General features: G+C 72.0%; 15 protein-coding genes. 10 read left to right on the forward strand and 5 right to left on the reverse strand.

The genetic code is table 11. From position 1 onward, the window contains the following. The first annotated feature begins 32 nt into the window (after positions 1-32). On the forward strand, positions 33-596 hold the full coding sequence (locus N8J89_RS10575; RefSeq protein ID WP_252479106.1) for a DUF2017 family protein: 564 nt from the start codon (positions 33-35) through the stop codon (positions 594-596). A gap of 256 nt (positions 597-852) precedes the next feature. On the opposite strand, the gene N8J89_RS10580 is transcribed toward N8J89_RS10575, so the two are convergent. Beyond that, positions 853-1,752, reverse strand: coding sequence for a carbohydrate kinase family protein (locus N8J89_RS10580; RefSeq protein ID WP_283664152.1), 900 nt, complete (start codon positions 1,750-1,752; stop codon positions 853-855). A gap of 1 nt (position 1,753) precedes the next feature. Then, positions 1,754-2,665: a pseudouridine-5'-phosphate glycosidase gene (locus N8J89_RS10585; RefSeq protein WP_283664153.1), complete on the reverse strand. Its 912-nt coding sequence runs from the start codon at positions 2,663-2,665 to the stop codon at positions 1,754-1,756. 52 nt (positions 2,666-2,717) lie between these two features. On the opposite strand from N8J89_RS10585, the gene N8J89_RS10590 reads away from it, so the two are divergent. Further along, complete coding sequence (locus tag N8J89_RS10590; protein WP_252479103.1) at positions 2,718-2,966, forward strand: DUF3039 domain-containing protein; 249 nt, start codon at positions 2,718-2,720, stop codon at positions 2,964-2,966. Further along, complete coding sequence (locus tag N8J89_RS10595; protein ID WP_283664154.1) at positions 2,963-3,268, forward strand: antibiotic biosynthesis monooxygenase family protein; 306 nt, start codon at positions 2,963-2,965, stop codon at positions 3,266-3,268. The genes N8J89_RS10590 and N8J89_RS10595 overlap by 4 nt, the downstream gene beginning before the upstream one ends. Here N8J89_RS10595 and N8J89_RS10600 read toward each other — a convergent pair. After that, on the reverse strand, positions 3,265-3,525 hold the full coding sequence (locus N8J89_RS10600; protein WP_283664155.1) for a hypothetical protein: 261 nt from the start codon (positions 3,523-3,525) through the stop codon (positions 3,265-3,267). The genes N8J89_RS10595 and N8J89_RS10600 overlap by 4 nt on opposite strands. 148 nt (positions 3,526-3,673) lie before the next feature. Here N8J89_RS10600 and N8J89_RS10605 point away from each other — a divergent pair, with 148 nt between their 5' ends. Together N8J89_RS10605 and N8J89_RS10610 are read left to right on the forward strand one after the other, a co-directional pair. Further along, positions 3,674-5,194, forward strand: a complete 1,521-nt coding sequence (locus N8J89_RS10605) for a right-handed parallel beta-helix repeat-containing protein (RefSeq protein ID WP_283664156.1) — start codon at positions 3,674-3,676, stop codon at positions 5,192-5,194. A 47-nt stretch (positions 5,195-5,241) separates the two neighbouring features. Next, positions 5,242-6,666: a S8 family peptidase gene (locus N8J89_RS10610; protein WP_283664157.1), complete on the forward strand. Its 1,425-nt coding sequence runs from the start codon at positions 5,242-5,244 to the stop codon at positions 6,664-6,666. On the opposite strand, the gene N8J89_RS10615 is transcribed toward N8J89_RS10610, so the two are convergent. Further along, on the reverse strand, positions 6,656-7,039 hold the full coding sequence (locus N8J89_RS10615; protein ID WP_283664158.1) for a MerR family DNA-binding transcriptional regulator: 384 nt from the start codon (positions 7,037-7,039) through the stop codon (positions 6,656-6,658). The two genes, N8J89_RS10610 and N8J89_RS10615, sit on opposite strands and share 11 nt — an antisense overlap. Before the next feature lie 94 nt (positions 7,040-7,133). Between N8J89_RS10615 and N8J89_RS10620 the strand changes: the two genes are divergently transcribed. The 3 genes from N8J89_RS10620 (at position 7,134) to N8J89_RS10630 (ending at position 9,802) form a co-directional block, all read left to right on the forward strand. Then, positions 7,134-8,306, forward strand: a complete 1,173-nt coding sequence (locus N8J89_RS10620) for an MFS transporter (RefSeq protein WP_283664159.1) — start codon at positions 7,134-7,136, stop codon at positions 8,304-8,306. Between the two features lie 72 nt (positions 8,307-8,378). Further along, positions 8,379-8,942 carry a DJ-1/PfpI family protein gene (locus tag N8J89_RS10625; protein ID WP_283664160.1) on the forward strand — a complete coding sequence of 188 codons (564 nt, stop codon included), beginning with the start codon at positions 8,379-8,381 and terminating at the stop codon, positions 8,940-8,942. 59 nt (positions 8,943-9,001) lie between these two features. After that, a complete protein-coding gene (locus N8J89_RS10630; RefSeq protein ID WP_283664161.1) occupies positions 9,002-9,802 on the forward strand; it encodes an IclR family transcriptional regulator in 801 nt (266 codons plus the stop codon). Positions 9,803-9,818: 16 nt separating this feature from the next. Here the strand turns inward: N8J89_RS10630 and N8J89_RS10635 are convergent, their stop codons facing one another. After that, entirely contained in the window at positions 9,819-11,042 is a 1,224-nt protein-coding gene (locus N8J89_RS10635) for a YihY/virulence factor BrkB family protein (protein WP_283664162.1), read from the reverse strand. 220 nt (positions 11,043-11,262) lie between these two features. On the opposite strand from N8J89_RS10635, the gene N8J89_RS10640 reads away from it, so the two are divergent. Further along, positions 11,263-12,987, forward strand: a complete 1,725-nt coding sequence (locus tag N8J89_RS10640) for a DEAD/DEAH box helicase (protein WP_283664163.1) — start codon at positions 11,263-11,265, stop codon at positions 12,985-12,987. 458 nt (positions 12,988-13,445) lie between these two features. Further along, positions 13,446-14,573, forward strand: coding sequence for a sugar ABC transporter substrate-binding protein (locus N8J89_RS10645; protein WP_252479092.1), 1,128 nt, complete (start codon positions 13,446-13,448; stop codon positions 14,571-14,573). Positions 14,574-14,621 lie beyond the last annotated feature (48 nt).

Raw genomic sequence — 14,621 nt, forward strand, 5'->3', positions numbered from 1 at the left:
GTGCGGAAACTGGTCAGAGTCCGAGGTCAGGGATGTGCGGAGCGATCCATTGGGACCGGACCAACGACCTGGTCGTCGGGAACTTCACCGCGGCGCAGGCCAGTTGGCTCCGGCGGCACCTGTCCGGGTTCGCCTCACTGGTGCAGTGGCGAATGGATCAGTACCACACGGACTACCCGCTCGGTGCTGAGCTGGGCCTGCCGCTGCCGACCGAGGCCACCGAGGACCGCAGGCTGAACGCGATCCTGGACTGGCACTGTTGCGAGGAAGAGTCGGAAGAGGTCCGCCTCTGGCACGAGCCGGACCTGTTCGCCGGTCTGTACAAGGACATCAACCTGGTGTGGGCGACGCTGCCCGAGCGCGGCGGCATGGTCGTGCTGCGCGAGGAACGCCACATGCGTGCCTGGTTCCGGGTGCTGCTCGACTACCGGATCACCGCGGCGATCAGCTGGCGGGTGCCGGATGCGATCTACGACCTGCGCCGGGAACAGCCCGAGGCCGGCGACGAGCTCGGCCGCGCGTTCTACCTCACCACCTGGCTGTGGGACGTGGCGCACGAACTGGCCGAGATCAGCAAGATCACCGTTTCGCGCTGACGCACCGCGGATTCTCCGCCCGGGTATCCGCTGTAGCACCCAGCGCACACTGACGTCGCGGCCGCGCTCGATGCCCCGCCCGCACCGAGCGCCCCGCCATCACCCGCTGCCAGGATCGCGCGGGGCCGCCCGCCCAGCGGCCGACACCGCATCGCCTGCCCCGCAGTCGCGCCGCCCGCGCCATCGGCAGCCAGCGCCGGGGCCGTGCCGCCCGCCCGGTCGAGCGGGCCACGCCACCAGCTCCGCACCCGCCCGCTCAGCCCCGCACGTTCAGCGGACTCGGCGGCTGCGCACCCACCACCTGCACCGCCCGCGCCCCAGCCGCCACCCCGGCCGCCAGCGCCGCCGCGATCTCCGACCCGCCCCGCCAGGCCGCCAGCAGCCCCGCGTTGAAGGCATCGCCCGCGCCGGTGGAGTCCACGCAGTCCACCACCGGGGCGTCCGCGTTCACCGTCGCGTCGGCCGCCACCCAGTGCGCCCCGCCGTCGCCCGAGGTCACCGCCACCGCACCGACCACCGCCAGCAGCTCCCGCGCCGACTCCGGATCCGTGGACCCGGTCAGCACCGCCAGCTCGTCCGCGTTCGGCAGCAGCAGGTCGACGCCGGCCACCAGCTCCAGGAACCTCGTCGCGCCCAGCCGGGTGATCAGTGTGGCGGCCTGTGGGTCCACCGAGGTGGTCAGGCCCGCCGCCCGGGCCGCGGCCAGCGCCGCCACGCCCGCGGGGCGCGAGCCCTCGTCGAGCAGGACGTAGCCGGACAGGTGCAGGTGGTCCGCGCCGAGCAGGGCGCTGGGGGCGATGTCGGCGGGGGACAGGCGGGCGTTGGCGCCCCGGTCGGGCAGCATGGTGCGCTGGCCGGCCTCGTCCACCAGGACCACCACACAGCAGGTCGGAGCGCTCTCATCGACGACCAGCGCGGTGGTCACGCCCGCCGCGTCGAGTTCCGCGCCGACCCGGTGACCGGCGATGTCGCCGCCGATCCGGCCGATCAGCACCGCCTCGGCCCCGCAGTGGGCGAGCCAGGCCGCGGTGTTCGCGCCCGCGCCGCCGACCACCATGCGCACCGCCGAGCGGGTGTCGCCGCCGTGCACCAGGGGTCCGTCGTGCCGGGCCACCACGTCCAGGCCGGCATCGCCGACCACCACGATCCGCGCCATCTCAGCTCACCCCGCCCAGTTCGACCGCCACCCGCGCCGCCAGGTCCGCGTTGGACAGCACCAGCGCCGCGTTCGCGTCCAGACTCACACCCGCGCTGGCCTGGTGGAAATGGGCCAGCAGCACCGGCGTGACGTCCTTGCCGTGCACGTTCCGCTCGGCCAGCAGGGCCAGGCCCTCGGTCAGCAGCCGGTCGTGCAGGGCGCGGTCCATCTCCGCCCCGGCCGGGATCGGGTTGGCCAGCAGCACCCCGGCCGAACCCGGCACCTGGGTGCGGTGCGCGGCCACCACCGCGGCGGCCTCGGCTGGGGTGTCCACCCGCCAGGGCACCTCCAGCTCGGACTCGCGCAGGTAGAAGGCGGGGAAGCGGTCCGTGCGGTAGCCGAGCACCGGCACCGAGGAGGTCTCCAGCAGCTCCAGGGTGGCCGCGATGTCCAGCACCGACTTCACCCCGGAGCACACCACCAGCACCGGGGTCTGGGCCAGCACCGCCAGGTCGGCGGAGACGTCCCAGCTCTCCCGCGCGCCGCGGTGCACCCCGCCCAGCCCGCCGGTGGCGAACACGCCGATGCCGGCCCGCTGCGCCAGCGCGGCCGTGCTGGCCACCGTGGTCGCCCCGCTGCGGCCGAGGCCGATCGCCACGCCCAGGTCCCGGCGGGAGAGTTTGGCCAGGTCAGCGGCTGGGTCGCAGACCAGTTCCAGCTCCGCGGGGGACAGGCCGACCACCGGTGTGCCGTCCAGCACGGCGATGGTCGCGGGCACCGCACCGGCGGCGCGCACCACGTCCTCCAGCTCCCTGGCCACGCTCAGGTTGCGGCCGGGCGGCAGTCCGTGCGCGAGGATGGTGCTCTCCAGCGCGACCACGGCGCCCCCGTCTGCCAGCGCCGATCGCACCTCGTCACTCACCCGCAGCACCGCTGCCTCCTTCTCGCTGAACTCCGCCTGTCCGTGAGGCATCATGGTGCACGTGAGTACCCAGACTCTTCCCGAGGTCGACACCACCCCGGACGCCACCGACAGCACCAGCGACGACTCGCCGAAGATGTTCCACTACGTGCGCAAGGCCAAGATCGCGGAGAGCGCGGTCATGGGCACGCACGTGGTGGCGCTGTGCGGCGAGGTGTTCCCGGTGACCAAGTCGGCCAAGCCCGGTTCGCCGGTCTGCCCGGACTGCAAGAAGATCTACGAGAGCCTGCCGCCCGGCGGCGGTGCGTGAGCGCGGTTCTCGAACACGCTCAGCTCTCGGTCCGGCCAGGTGCGGAGGCGGCCTTCCTGGACGCCTTCGCCCAGGCCCGGCCGCTGATCTCCGGCCAGCCCGGGTTCCGTTCGCTGCGGTTGTCCCGCTGTGTGGAGCGGCCCAGCGAGTTCCTGCTGCTCGTGGAGTGGGACAGCGTGGCCGCGCACGAGGAGGGCTTCCGGCGCTCGCCGGAGTACCCGAGGTGGCGTGAGCTGCTGCACCACTTCTACCAGCCGTTCCCGGTGGTCGAGCACTACCTCGACGCGCTCCCCGGCGTTTAGGCCCGCAGCAGCACGCAGGCCGCGGTGCCGGTGGCGAGCAGGGTCCCGCCGACCACGAGCCACCACTGGCCGCGGGCCGGGTCCAGCAGCGCCGCCGAGCCGAACAGGGACGCGGCCACCCCGCTGCTCGCGCCCGCGAGGGTCGCCGCCAGGGGTCCGGTCACGCCCGCGGCGATGACGAGCAGCACACCGAGCACGACCACCGACCATCCCCAGGCGCGGGCCGGGCGGCCCGCCACGCCGATCAGATCCTCCACCCGGATGACGGTAGTCGCCGAACACGCTGCGCTGTCACCACATCAGGGATTCCGCACCTCCGGTCGCGATCTTTGCCCGATCGGTGTCTCAACCGTTTCCCCGCCGGTGCCGATGGTGATCAACATTGGTCCACGGAAGGAGACGCTGATGCCCGCCAGTCGTGCTGTGCTCGCCTCACTCGGCGCCGTGGCGCTGGCCGCCTCGGTGCTCAACGCGCCGTCGGCGGCCGCGCAGGCCCGGGAGTACCACCTGGACTGCTCAGCACGGAGTGTCGGCACAGGCACCGCGGAGTCGCCGTGGAACCGGCTGGAACAGGCGAACGCGTTCACCTTCTCCCCCGGTGACCGGCTGCTGCTGCGCCGCGGCACCGAGTGCGGCGGCGTGCTCAGCCCGCGCGGTTCCGGCTCCCCGACCAGGCCGATCCAGCTCGGCGCCTACGGTGAGGGCGGCAAGCCGCACATCGCCGGCGGCGGCGCGCGGGCCGCGGTGCACCTGAACAACGTGCAGTACTGGGAGATCAGGGACCTGCGGGTGAGCAACTCCGGCCCGCAACCCGGTCCCGAGCAGCGGCGTGCCGGCATCCACGTGACGCTGACCGACTTCGGGGTCGGCCATCACTACGTGGTCGCCGATGTCGAGGTGCACGACGTCAACGGCTCCGACCACAAGGACCCCGACCCCAGCGGCGGCATCCTGTTCAGCGCGCTCGGCTCGAAGCGGCCGACCCGGTTCCAGGGCGTCCTGATCGAGCGCAACAAGGTCACCAGGGTGGATCGCACCGGGATCGGCACCACCTCGCTCTGGGCCAAGCGGTCCGAGCACCCGGCCGGGCCCGGCAGCTCCTTCGCGCCGATCCGCGGCCTGGTGGTGCGGGACAACGTGGTCACCGACGTCGGCGGCGACGGGATCGTGCCGCAGAACACCCTGGGCGCGCTGGTGGAGCGCAACCGGGTGCACAAGTTCAACATGCGCTCCAGCGGCTGGAACGCCGGGATCTGGGCCTGGAACTCCGATGAGGCGCTGTTCCAGTACAACGAGGTCTCCGGCGGCTTCGGCGTCAAGGACAGCATGGCCTTCGACTTCGACGGCGCGTCCAGGAACGTGCTGTACCAGTACAACTACAGCCACGACAACGACGGCGGCGCGCTGCTGGTGTGCAACGCCGAGGGCGCGGTCAACGACGGCGGCATCTTCCGGCACAACATCAGCCAGCACGACGGGCACCCGGACGTCGCGGTGATCAACATCTCCTGCGCGAAGGCGACCAACGTGCGGATCCACCACAACACCTTCTTCACCGCCCGCAACACCAGGATGGTGGCCAACTACATAGACACCCAGGTGGTGGCCGCCAACAACGTCTTCGCCCGCGCCGACGGCAACTCCGCCATCCAGGACCAGCACGGCCGCTACCTGGCCAACGCCTACCTCAACGTGCCGGTGCCGGAGCGGGACGCCCGCGCGGTGAACGGCGACCCGCGGCTGGTCAACCCCGGCTCGGCCAGCGGGCTGCTGGACCTCGGCGGCTACCGGCTGCGCTCGGGCTCGCCCGCGCTGCGCGCCGGGCAACCGGTGCCCGCGGCCGGCAACCGGGACGTCTTCGGCAACCCGATGCCCAGCGTGCCCAACATCGGCGCGTACCAAGGGCCAGGGGTGAACGGGGCCTGAGCCGCTCCTGCTCCGGTCCGGCCGCGTCCGCCCCCTATGCTCAGCGCGTGCGACTGGGTGGATGGACACGGCGGATCGGGATCACCGCGGGCGTGCTGGCCGGGCTGGGCAGCGTGCTGGCCTCACCGGAGGTGGCGGCGGCCGACCCGGCGCCCGGCCAGCTGGTGCTGCCGCACGTGGTGCTGGGCAAGGCGAACCCGGCCGGAGCCTGGTTCGCCGAGCGGGCGGTGCGCGCCGCCGGGGGCACCGTGGTCGCCAGCTATCCGCGGATCGGCGTCGTGGTGGCGTACTCGCCAAGGGACGACTTCGCCGCCACCGTGCGCGGGGCCAGGGGAGTGCTGGAGGTCGGCGCGACCCGGACCACCAAGCTGCCGGTCGAGCACTTCAAGCCGCGCCGCGACCTGCGCTACACCGGCCCCGGCTCGCCGGCCAGCGGGCAGGTCCCGCCGGAGGGCACCGCGTGGGACGTCCCCGCGCTCGGCCTGGCCGAGGCGCACCGGGTGACCACCGGCAGCCGCCGGGTGGTGGTCGGCGTGCTGGACACCGGCGTCGACGACACCCACCCCGACCTCGCCGGCGCGGTGGACACCCGGCGGTCGGTCTCCTGCGTCTCCGGCTGGGCCGACCGCAGCCCCGGCGGCTGGCGGCCGACCCTGGACGGCCACGGCACGCACGTGGCAGGCACCATCGCCGCGGCCCGCAACGGGTCCGGCGTGCTCGGCGTCGCGCCGGGCGTGCGGCTGGCCGCGGTGAAGCTGGCCGAGAAGGACGACACCGAGACCGCGGAGAGCATGGTCTGCGGCTTCATGTGGGCCGCCGAGCACGGCTTCCGGATCACCAACAACAGCTACCGCGCGACCCCGTGGCGCTACCACTGCCCGGACCAGGCCGACCAGTCCGCGATCCGCGCCGCGGTGGGCCGCGCGGTCGCGCACGCCCAGTCCCGCGGCGTGCTGGTGGTCGCCTCCGGCGGCAACGGCGCGCTCGACCTGCACAACCGCACGGTGGACACCGAGAGCCCGGCCGACGGCGCCCCGGTGCGCAGGGAGATCGGCAACGACTGCGTGCGGTTGCCGCACGAGCTGCCCGGCGTGCTCGGCGCGGGCGCGGTGGACGAGCAGCTGCTCAAGGCCCGCTTCTCCAACCACGGCATCGGCCCGATCGGCCTGGCCGCGCCCGGCGTGCGGGTCTGGTCCACCGTGCCGAACGGGCAGTACGCGGCCTACAGCGGCACCTCGATGGCCGCCCCGCACGTCAGCGGGGTGGCCGCGCTGCTGGCCTCCCGGCACCCGTCCTGGCGCGGCGACCGGCTGCGCGCCGAACTGCTGGCGAGCGCGAAACCGTTGCCCTGCCCCGAGTTCTACGACCCCAACGGCGACGGCAAGGCCGATGCCACCTGTGTCGCCGACGGCGAGCGCACCAGCTTCTACGGCACCGGCCTGAGCCACGCCGGGGCCGCGCTCACCCGTTGACGCAGCTGAACCGCGCGCGCAGGTCGGCCATGAACCTGATCAGCTGGTCCCGGCTGGTCACCAGGTCCTCGATGCGGGTGTTGATGGTGGCCAGCTGGGCGTCCAGCATCTCCATCAGCGGCGGGCAGTCCTCGGCGCTGACCGGGTAGGCGCACTCCTGCCCGTCCATCGCCTGCAGCACCGGCCCGACCAGGTGCGAGGGCAGCGCCGAGGAGATCATGCAGCGGATCTTGCCGACCCGCTCCACGTCGGCGTCGGCGTAGATCCGGTACCCGGCCTCGGTGCGGTTCGGCTGGAGCAACCCCTGTTCCTCGTAGTACCGGAGCATGCGGATGCTCACCCCGGTACGCTTGCTCAGCTCCCCGATCCGCATCTGACCTCCCGTTATTCCCGGCCCGGCACAAGAGAGCCAAGGGTCACGGCGACCTTGACCCTCACACTCATGTCAGACTTTAGCGTCTTTTCCCGTGATCGCTTTCGTCCTGATGTTGTGCGCGTTCGCTGTGGGGACCTCCGAGTTCGTCGTGGTCGGCGTGCTGCCGGAGGTCGCGTCCGACCTGGGCGTCCCCCTGTCCGTGGCCGGGTTGCTGGTCACGGGCTACGCCATCGCCGTCGCTGTCGGTGGCCCCGTGCTGACCGTGTTCACCCGCCGCCTGCCCAGGCGGCCGCTGCTGATCGGCGTGATGGCGCTGGGGGTGGGCGGCAGCCTGTTCTCCGCGCTGGCCGAGAACTACACCGTGCTGATGGGCGCCCGGATGGTGGCCGCGCTGGCCCAGGGCCTGTTCTTCGCGGTCGCCTCCCAGGTGGCCACCGCCTCGGTGCCGCCGGAACGCCAGACCGCGGCCATCGCCAAGGTGGTCAACGGCGTCGCACTGTCCACTGTGGCCGGTGTGCCGGTGGGCACCCTGGTCGGCCAGGCCTACGGCTGGCGGGCCTCCTTCGTGCTGGTGACCGCGCTGGCCTTCGTCGGCATGCTGGGCGTGATCCTGGCCTGCCCCAAGGTCGCGCACGAGCCGGACGCCGGTTTCCGGGCCAGCATGCACGTCTTCGGCCGCCGTTCGGTCCTGCTCGGCCTGAGCACCACCGTGCTGGCCTTCACCGGCATGATCACCACCTTCACCTACGTCACCCCGGCGCTGCGCGAGGTCACCGGCTTCTCGCCGGGCTGGGCGACCGCGGTGCTGCTGGTCTACGGCTTGGGCACGGTGGTGGGCAGCAACATCGCCGGCCGGGTCCGGCCCGAGCTGATCCCCAGGGTGCTGCCGGTGACCATCACCGCGCTGAGCCTGGTGCTGCTGGTGCAGGGCCTGGCCATGCACACCAAGGCGACCAGCGTGGTGGCGCTGTTCCTGCTCGGCGCCTCGGCCTTCGCCACCGGCCCGCTGCTGCACACCTGGCTGATGCGGCAGGCCGAACCGGCGGGTGGCCTGGTCGCCTCGGTGAACATCTCCGCCTTCAACGTGGCCGCCGCGCTCGGCCCGGTGCTCGGCGGCGCGGTGATCGCCAACGGCCTGGGCTTCGACCTGGTCGGCCCGGTGGCCGCGCTGCCCGCGCTGGCCGGGCTCGGGGTCGCGTTCCTGGTGCGCGGACTGGCCAAGCGGCAGACCGTGGCACCGGAGCCGGTGCCGGTGCCTGCCTGATTTGTCCGGATTATCGCTGGGCGGAAACTCGCTCGTTGACCGTCGGCGCCGCCGGTGCCCACGATCAGGACCATGCCGAAGGTCCTGATCGTCACCGGCGACGCCGCCGAGTCGCTTGAGGTCCTCTACCCGTACCAGCGGTTGCGGGAGGAGGGCTACGACGTCGACATCGCCGCGCCCTCGGCCAAGCGCTTGCAGTTCGTGGTGCACGACTTCGTCGACGGCCACGACACCTACACCGAGAAGCCCGGCTACACCTGGCCCGCCGACCTCGCCTTCCGCGAGGTGGACCCGACCGGCTACGTGGCGCTGGTCATCCCCGGCGGCCGCGCGCCGGAGTACCTGCGCAACGACGAGCAGGTGCGGCGGATCGTGGCGCACTTCTTCGACAGCGGGAAGCCGGTGGCCCACCTCTGCCACGGCGCGCTGGTGCCGGCCGCGGCCGGTCTGCTCATCGCCCGGCGCACCGCGGCCTACCCCGAGTGCGCGCCGGACGTGGTGGCCGGCGGCGGGGAGTTCGTCGACGACGAGGTGGTGGTGGACGGTCCGATGGTGACCGCCCGCGCCTGGCCGGACCACCCGGCCTGGATGCGCGAGTTCGTGGCTCTTCTGCGGGTCAGGGCGCCCATCGGGTGAGCAGGTACTGCCCGGAAGGTCCTTGTGCCGGGCACCTTCGGGCGGCGACCCTGTCGGGCATGCCCGACCCGGAACCACCGTTGGCCACCCCGGCCGGCCTGCTCGGCTCGGTCCGCCGGGCCCTGCAGGTGCTGGAGGCGGTGGCCGACTTCGGCGACGGCGTCACCGCCAAGGCGGTCGCCAGGCGGCTCGGGCTGAACCTGTCCACCACCTACCACCTGCTGAACACCTTGGTGTACGAGGGATACCTGGTCCGGCTGAACCAGCAGCGCGGCTACGGCCTCGGCTACAAACTGACCACTTTGGACAGAGCGCTGCGCAGCCAGCTGGAGGTCTCACCGGAGGCGTCGGGGCTGCTGCGCGAGGTGCACGAGCAGGCAGGTGTGCCCGCGTACTACACCGTGTTGCGGGACAACGACATCGTGGTCGCCGAGGTGGCCGACTCGGTGGCCGCGCCCAGGGTGGAGCCGCTGGACGTCGGCTTCCACGAGGCGGCGCAGGGCACCGCGTTCGGCAAGGTGCTGCTGGCCGCGATGACCCCGCAGCGCCGGCGCGAGTACTTCGCCGGGGCGGGCATGCGGCGGGCCACCGAGCGCACGCTGACCTCGCTGCCGGAGCTGGAGGAGCAGCTGGCCGAGGTCCGGCGCAGCGGGGTGGCGACCGAGGTGGAGGAGTTCCGGCCGGAGCTGGCCTGCGTGGCCGCGCCGGTGCGCGACTGCCAGGGGCGGATCGGCGGGGCGCTGGCGTTCTCGGTGCCGCTGCCGGAGTTCGGGCCGCGACAGGCGGAGCTGACCGAGCTGGCCATGGCCGGGGCGGCGCGCCTGGGCCACCTGCTGGCGTTGCGCGCGACGCTGGGCTGACCTGGAGCGGCCCCGCCTACTTCTCCGGCGTGCCGCCCTGCGCGTCCTGCCCCCTCGGCACCCGCACGGTCGGGTTGGTGTCCGCGGGCGAGCTGACCGGCGGCAGCTCCACGGTCGGCCCGAGCGGCGACACGCCCGGCCCCGGCGGCGGTTCGGGTGGTTCCGGCACGGGCGTCGCGCCCGCTCCGGCGGCCGTGTGCCCCGGCTGCTCGGCCGGGTCGTCGTCCTCGGCGACCTGCCGCCACGCCTCCTGCTCGGCCTGGCTGCGCAGCTTCTCCGCGGTGCGCACCATCTCCAGCCGCCGCCAGCGCCGCCGCTCCCGCCGGGTCATGTTGGCCGGCCACAGCTCCTGGATCGCCGCGTTGAAGTGCGCGCCCAGCACGATCGCGATGCCGATGAAGAAGGCGAACAGCAGGAACGCGATCGGCGTGGCCAGCGCGCCGTAGGTGAACCCGGTGCCGGTCACCCAGGAGATGTAGACCCGCAGGCCGTAGCTGGAGATCAGGAAGAACGCCATGGCCAGCGCCGCGCCGGGCAGCCCGCGGTGCCAGGGCAGCTTGCGCGGCAGCGCGACCTTGTACAGCGTGGCCAGCGCGAGCACCAGCAGCAGGCCGGTGCCGGGGTAGTAGAACCGGCTCACCCACAGGCTCACCGTGGGCTTCCAGCTCTCCGGGAACACCTCCGGCAGCAGCTCCGGCCCCAGCGCCAGCACCGGCAGGCCGATGATCAGCAGCACCAGGGTGACCAGGTACAGCAGCAGGGACAGGATGCGCTGCCAGACCAGGTTGCGCGCGCCGTACTGGCCGTGCGCCACGGTGATCGCGTCCACGAAGGAGGCGGTGGCCGAGGAACCCGCCCACAGCGAGATCAGGAAGCCGATGGAGACGATCTCGCTCTGGCCCTTGGTCAGGATGTTGGTGACCGTGTCGCCGATCACCCCGTCCACCACGTTCGAGGTGAAGACCTTGCCGGAGAGCTCCATGATCCGGGCGTGCACGACGTCGATCAGCTCCGGGCCGATCGACTGCGCCACGAAGCCCAGCGAGCCGAGCAGCCCGAGCAGCAGCGGCGGCAGGGACAGCGTCTGCCAGAACGCGGCCTCGGCGGCCTCGCTGAAGATGGAGTCGTCCCACGCCTTCTGCAGGGTGCGCGCCAACAGCCGCAGCGGCCCGCGTCGAGCACGCTTCGGCTTCGCGGCGCTCGTACCGCGCTCGTCGGGGTCTGCTTGCGGCGAAGTCATCGCACTGCCAAGCATGCTGCATGGCCTCCCGTCGCGATGCGGAACCCCGCAAAACGGGTGTGTCGTCACCCTCATCGGTTACCCACCGGCCGGGTCGTGGAACGGAGCACCCCCTTCGGCGGGGTAGGCTCGCAGAGCCCTCGGGGACCACTGTCGCGGAGGGCTTTCGCATGTGACCCAATGGGTGTGGATCTTCGAGCGGGAGGGGAGCGCGCGGGCTGTGACAGAGCAACTGGAGGCAGCGCCACCGGTGGCCACCCGTCCGCTCCGGGCCTGGCAGCGGCGCGCGCTGACCAAGTACCTGACCGCGAAACCGCAGGACTTCCTGGCCGTGGCGACCCCGGGCGCGGGCAAGACCACCTTCGGGCTGCGGGTGGCGCTGGAGCTGCTGGCCGACCGCACGGTCGAGGCGGTCACCATCGTCACGCCGACCGAGCACCTCAAGCACCAGTGGGCGGCCGCGGCCAACGAGGTCGGCATCCCGATCGACCCGAACTTCCGCAACACCACCGGCGTCACCTCGCGGGACTACCGGGGTGTCGCGGTCACCTACGCCCAGATCGCCGCGCACCCCACGCTGCACCGGGTGCGCACGGAGAACCGCAAGACGCTGGTCATCCTGGACGAGATCCACCACGGCGGCGACGCCAAGTCCTGGGGCGACGCGGTCCGGGAGGCGTTCACCCCGGCGGTGCGGCGGCTCTCGCTGACCGGCACGCCGTTCCGCAGCGACGACTCGCCGATCCCGTTCATCACCTACGAGCGGGACGGCGAGGGCCTGCAGCGCAGCAAGGCCGACCACTCCTACGGCTACGCCGACGCGCTGCGCGACGGCGTGGTCCGGCCGGTGATCTTCCTGGCCTACTCGGGCGAGGCGAGCTGGCGGAACAACGCGGGCGAGGAGTTCAGCGCCCGGCTCGGCGAGCCGCTGACCCAGGAGCAGACCGCGCGGGCCTGGCGCACCGCGCTGGACCCCAACGGCGAGTGGATGCCCGCGGTGCTCAAGGCCGCCGACATCCGGCTCACCCAGAAGCGCGCCGCGGTGCCCGACGCCGGTGGCCTGGTCATCGCCACCGACCACGTCACGGCCAAGGCGTACGCGAACATCCTGACCCAGGTCACCGGCCAGGAGCCGACCCTGGTCCTCTCCGACGACCCCAAGGCATCCGGCCGGATCAGCGAGTTCTCCGAGTCCCAGGACCGCTGGCTGGTCGCGGTGCGGATGGTCTCCGAGGGCGTGGACGTGCCCCGGCTGGCCGTGGGCGTCTACGCCACCAGCCACTCCACCCCGCTGTTCTTCGCCCAGGCCATCGGCCGGTTCGTGCGGGCGCGGCGGCAGGGGGAGACCGCGAGCGTGTTCCTGCCCAGCGTGCCGGTGCTGCTCGGCCTGGCCAGCGAGCTGGAGGCGCAGCGCGACCACGTGCTGGGCAAGCCGCACCGGGAGAAGGACGGCTGGGACGACGAGCTGCTCCAGCAGGCCAACCAGCAGCAGGACGAGCTGGGCGAGGACGAGAAGGCCTTCACCTCGCTGGGCGCCTCCGCCGAGCTGGACCAGGTGATCTACGACGGCTCGTCCTTCGGCACCGCCGCGATGGCCGGCACCGAGGAGGAGCAGGACTACCTCGGCCTGCCCGGCCTGCTCGAACCCGACCAGGTGCGCACCCTGCTCCGCCAGCGCCAGGAGCAGCAGCTGGCCAACGCGACCAAGCGCAAGAACAGCCAGCCGGTGGCCGCACCCCCGCCACCGCGCTCGGTCTCGGTCGCCGAACGCATCCACAGCCTGCGCAAAGAGCTGAACACCCTGGTCGCGATGATCCACCACCGCACCGGCAAGCCGCACGGCGTGATCCACAACGAGCTCCGCCGCCAGTGCGGCGGCCCGCCCACCCCCATGGCCAGCATCGAAGAGCTCGAAGAACGAATCGTCACCCTCCGAACCTGGTAACCCGCCCGGAGTGTTGGCCGATCTCGCACAGTGTGTTGGCCGTTCCGGACCTCGTCTTGGCCGAAGCGGACGCCGTGTTGGCCGATCTCGTACCGGGCGTTGGCCGTCCCGGGACGGTCGCTGTCCGTTCCTGACATACCCGGCCTCCGCCGCCAGACCCGTTCGCTGCGCCATCCGGGCTACCTCTACGGCCAACCGGGCGTACGACTTCGGCCAACACCCTGTCCACTTTCGGCCAACACTCGGTGCGAGGGGCTGCTAGCTGTGTGAATGCGCTCTCACCGGGGTTACGGGGTGGTTATCGCGCCGTGGCATCATCGTGTCTCTTCTGGCCTTCTGTAAGGATTCAGAAGCCTTCCGTCTCGCCTATCCGGGGCATACGTTGTGACCCACAACATTTCCGGGCTGTGACGCTCGTCGCGGAGTGTCACGGCCACGGCAGTAGGAGGAACGGGCGGATGCGGAGCAAGACGCTTGGCCTGATCGCCGTCGGCTCGGGGCTTGCCCTGGCGCTCTCGGCGTGCGGCGCGAACAGTGCCGGTGGTGGCGGTAGCACCACTGGCGCGAGTGGGTCCGAAGGCAGCGGCCCCAAGGTCGGAGTGATCCTCCCCGACACCAAGTCCTCGGCCCGCTGGGAGGGCTTCGACCGGCCCCTGCTGGAGAAGGCCCTCAAGGAGGCGGGGGTCACCCCGCTGATCCAGAACGCCGAGAACGACCCCGGCAAGTTCTCCACCATCGCCGACTCGTTCATCAGCCAGGGCGTGAAGGTCCTGATGATCGCCCGCCTGAGCAACGAGGGCGGCGCCGCGGTGCAGAAGAAGGCCAAGGCGGCCGGCATCCCGACCATCGACTACGACCGGCTCACCCTGAACGGGTCCGCCGACTACTACGTCTCCTTCGACAACACCAAGGTCGGCGAGCTCCAGGGCCAGGGCCTGCTGGACTGCCTCAAGGACAAGCCGAACCCGACCATCGTGCAGATCAACGGCGGTCCCGAGGACTACAACGCCACGCTGTTCAAGAACGGCGCGGAGAAGGTGCTCAAGCCGGCCTACGAGTCCGGCAAGGCCAAGCTCGGCGGCGACCAGTGGGTCCAGAAGTGGGACAACCAGCTGGGCAACACCATCTTCGAGCAGGAACTGACCCGCAACGGCGGCAAGGTTGACGGCGTGCTCGCCGCCAACGACGGCCTGGCCTCCGCGGTGATCACCGTGCTGAAGAAGAACGGCCTCAACGGCAAGGTCCCGGTCACCGGCCAGGACGCCGACCCGGCCGCGCTGGCCAACATCCTGCGCGGCGACCAGTGCATGACCGTGTTCAAGCCGATCGCCGAGGAGGCCACGAACGCGGCCAAGATCGCGATCGCGCTGGCCAAGAACGACAAGGCCTCCGCCGACGCCCTGGCCACGGGCGTGGAGAAGGACCCGGAGGGCAAGCGCGACGTGAAGTCGGTGCTGCTGTCCGCGCAGACCATCACCAAGGCCAACGTCAAGGTCGTGGTGGACTCCGGCTTCGTGAAGGCGTCCGAGTTCTGCAAGGACGACCTTGTCGCGAAGTGCAAGGAAGCGGGAATCACCGTCGGATAGTTCCGGCACCTGAACGCCACGGCAGGGCGGCGCCCCCGACCCGCCCTG

This window comes from Crossiella sp. CA-258035 (assembly GCF_030064675.1).
GTDB lineage: Bacteria > Actinomycetota > Actinomycetes > Mycobacteriales > Pseudonocardiaceae > Crossiella.

Coding starts and splice junctions, on each gene's coding strand:
- N8J89_RS10575 (WP_252479106.1), top strand. CDS start 33: ATGTGCGGAGCGATCCATTGGGACCGGACCAACGACCTGGTCGTCGGG.
- N8J89_RS10580 (WP_283664152.1), bottom strand. CDS start 1,752: ATGGCGCGGATCGTGGTGGTCGGCGATGCCGGCCTGGACGTGGTGGCC.
- N8J89_RS10605 (WP_283664156.1), top strand. CDS start 3,674: ATGCCCGCCAGTCGTGCTGTGCTCGCCTCACTCGGCGCCGTGGCGCTG.
- N8J89_RS10615 (WP_283664158.1), bottom strand. CDS start 7,039: ATGCGGATCGGGGAGCTGAGCAAGCGTACCGGGGTGAGCATCCGCATG.
- N8J89_RS10625 (WP_283664160.1), top strand. CDS start 8,379: ATGCCGAAGGTCCTGATCGTCACCGGCGACGCCGCCGAGTCGCTTGAG.
- N8J89_RS10630 (WP_283664161.1), top strand. CDS start 9,002: ATGCCCGACCCGGAACCACCGTTGGCCACCCCGGCCGGCCTGCTCGGC.
- N8J89_RS10635 (WP_283664162.1), bottom strand. CDS start 11,042: ATGACTTCGCCGCAAGCAGACCCCGACGAGCGCGGTACGAGCGCCGCG.
- N8J89_RS10645 (WP_252479092.1), top strand. CDS start 13,446: ATGCGGAGCAAGACGCTTGGCCTGATCGCCGTCGGCTCGGGGCTTGCC.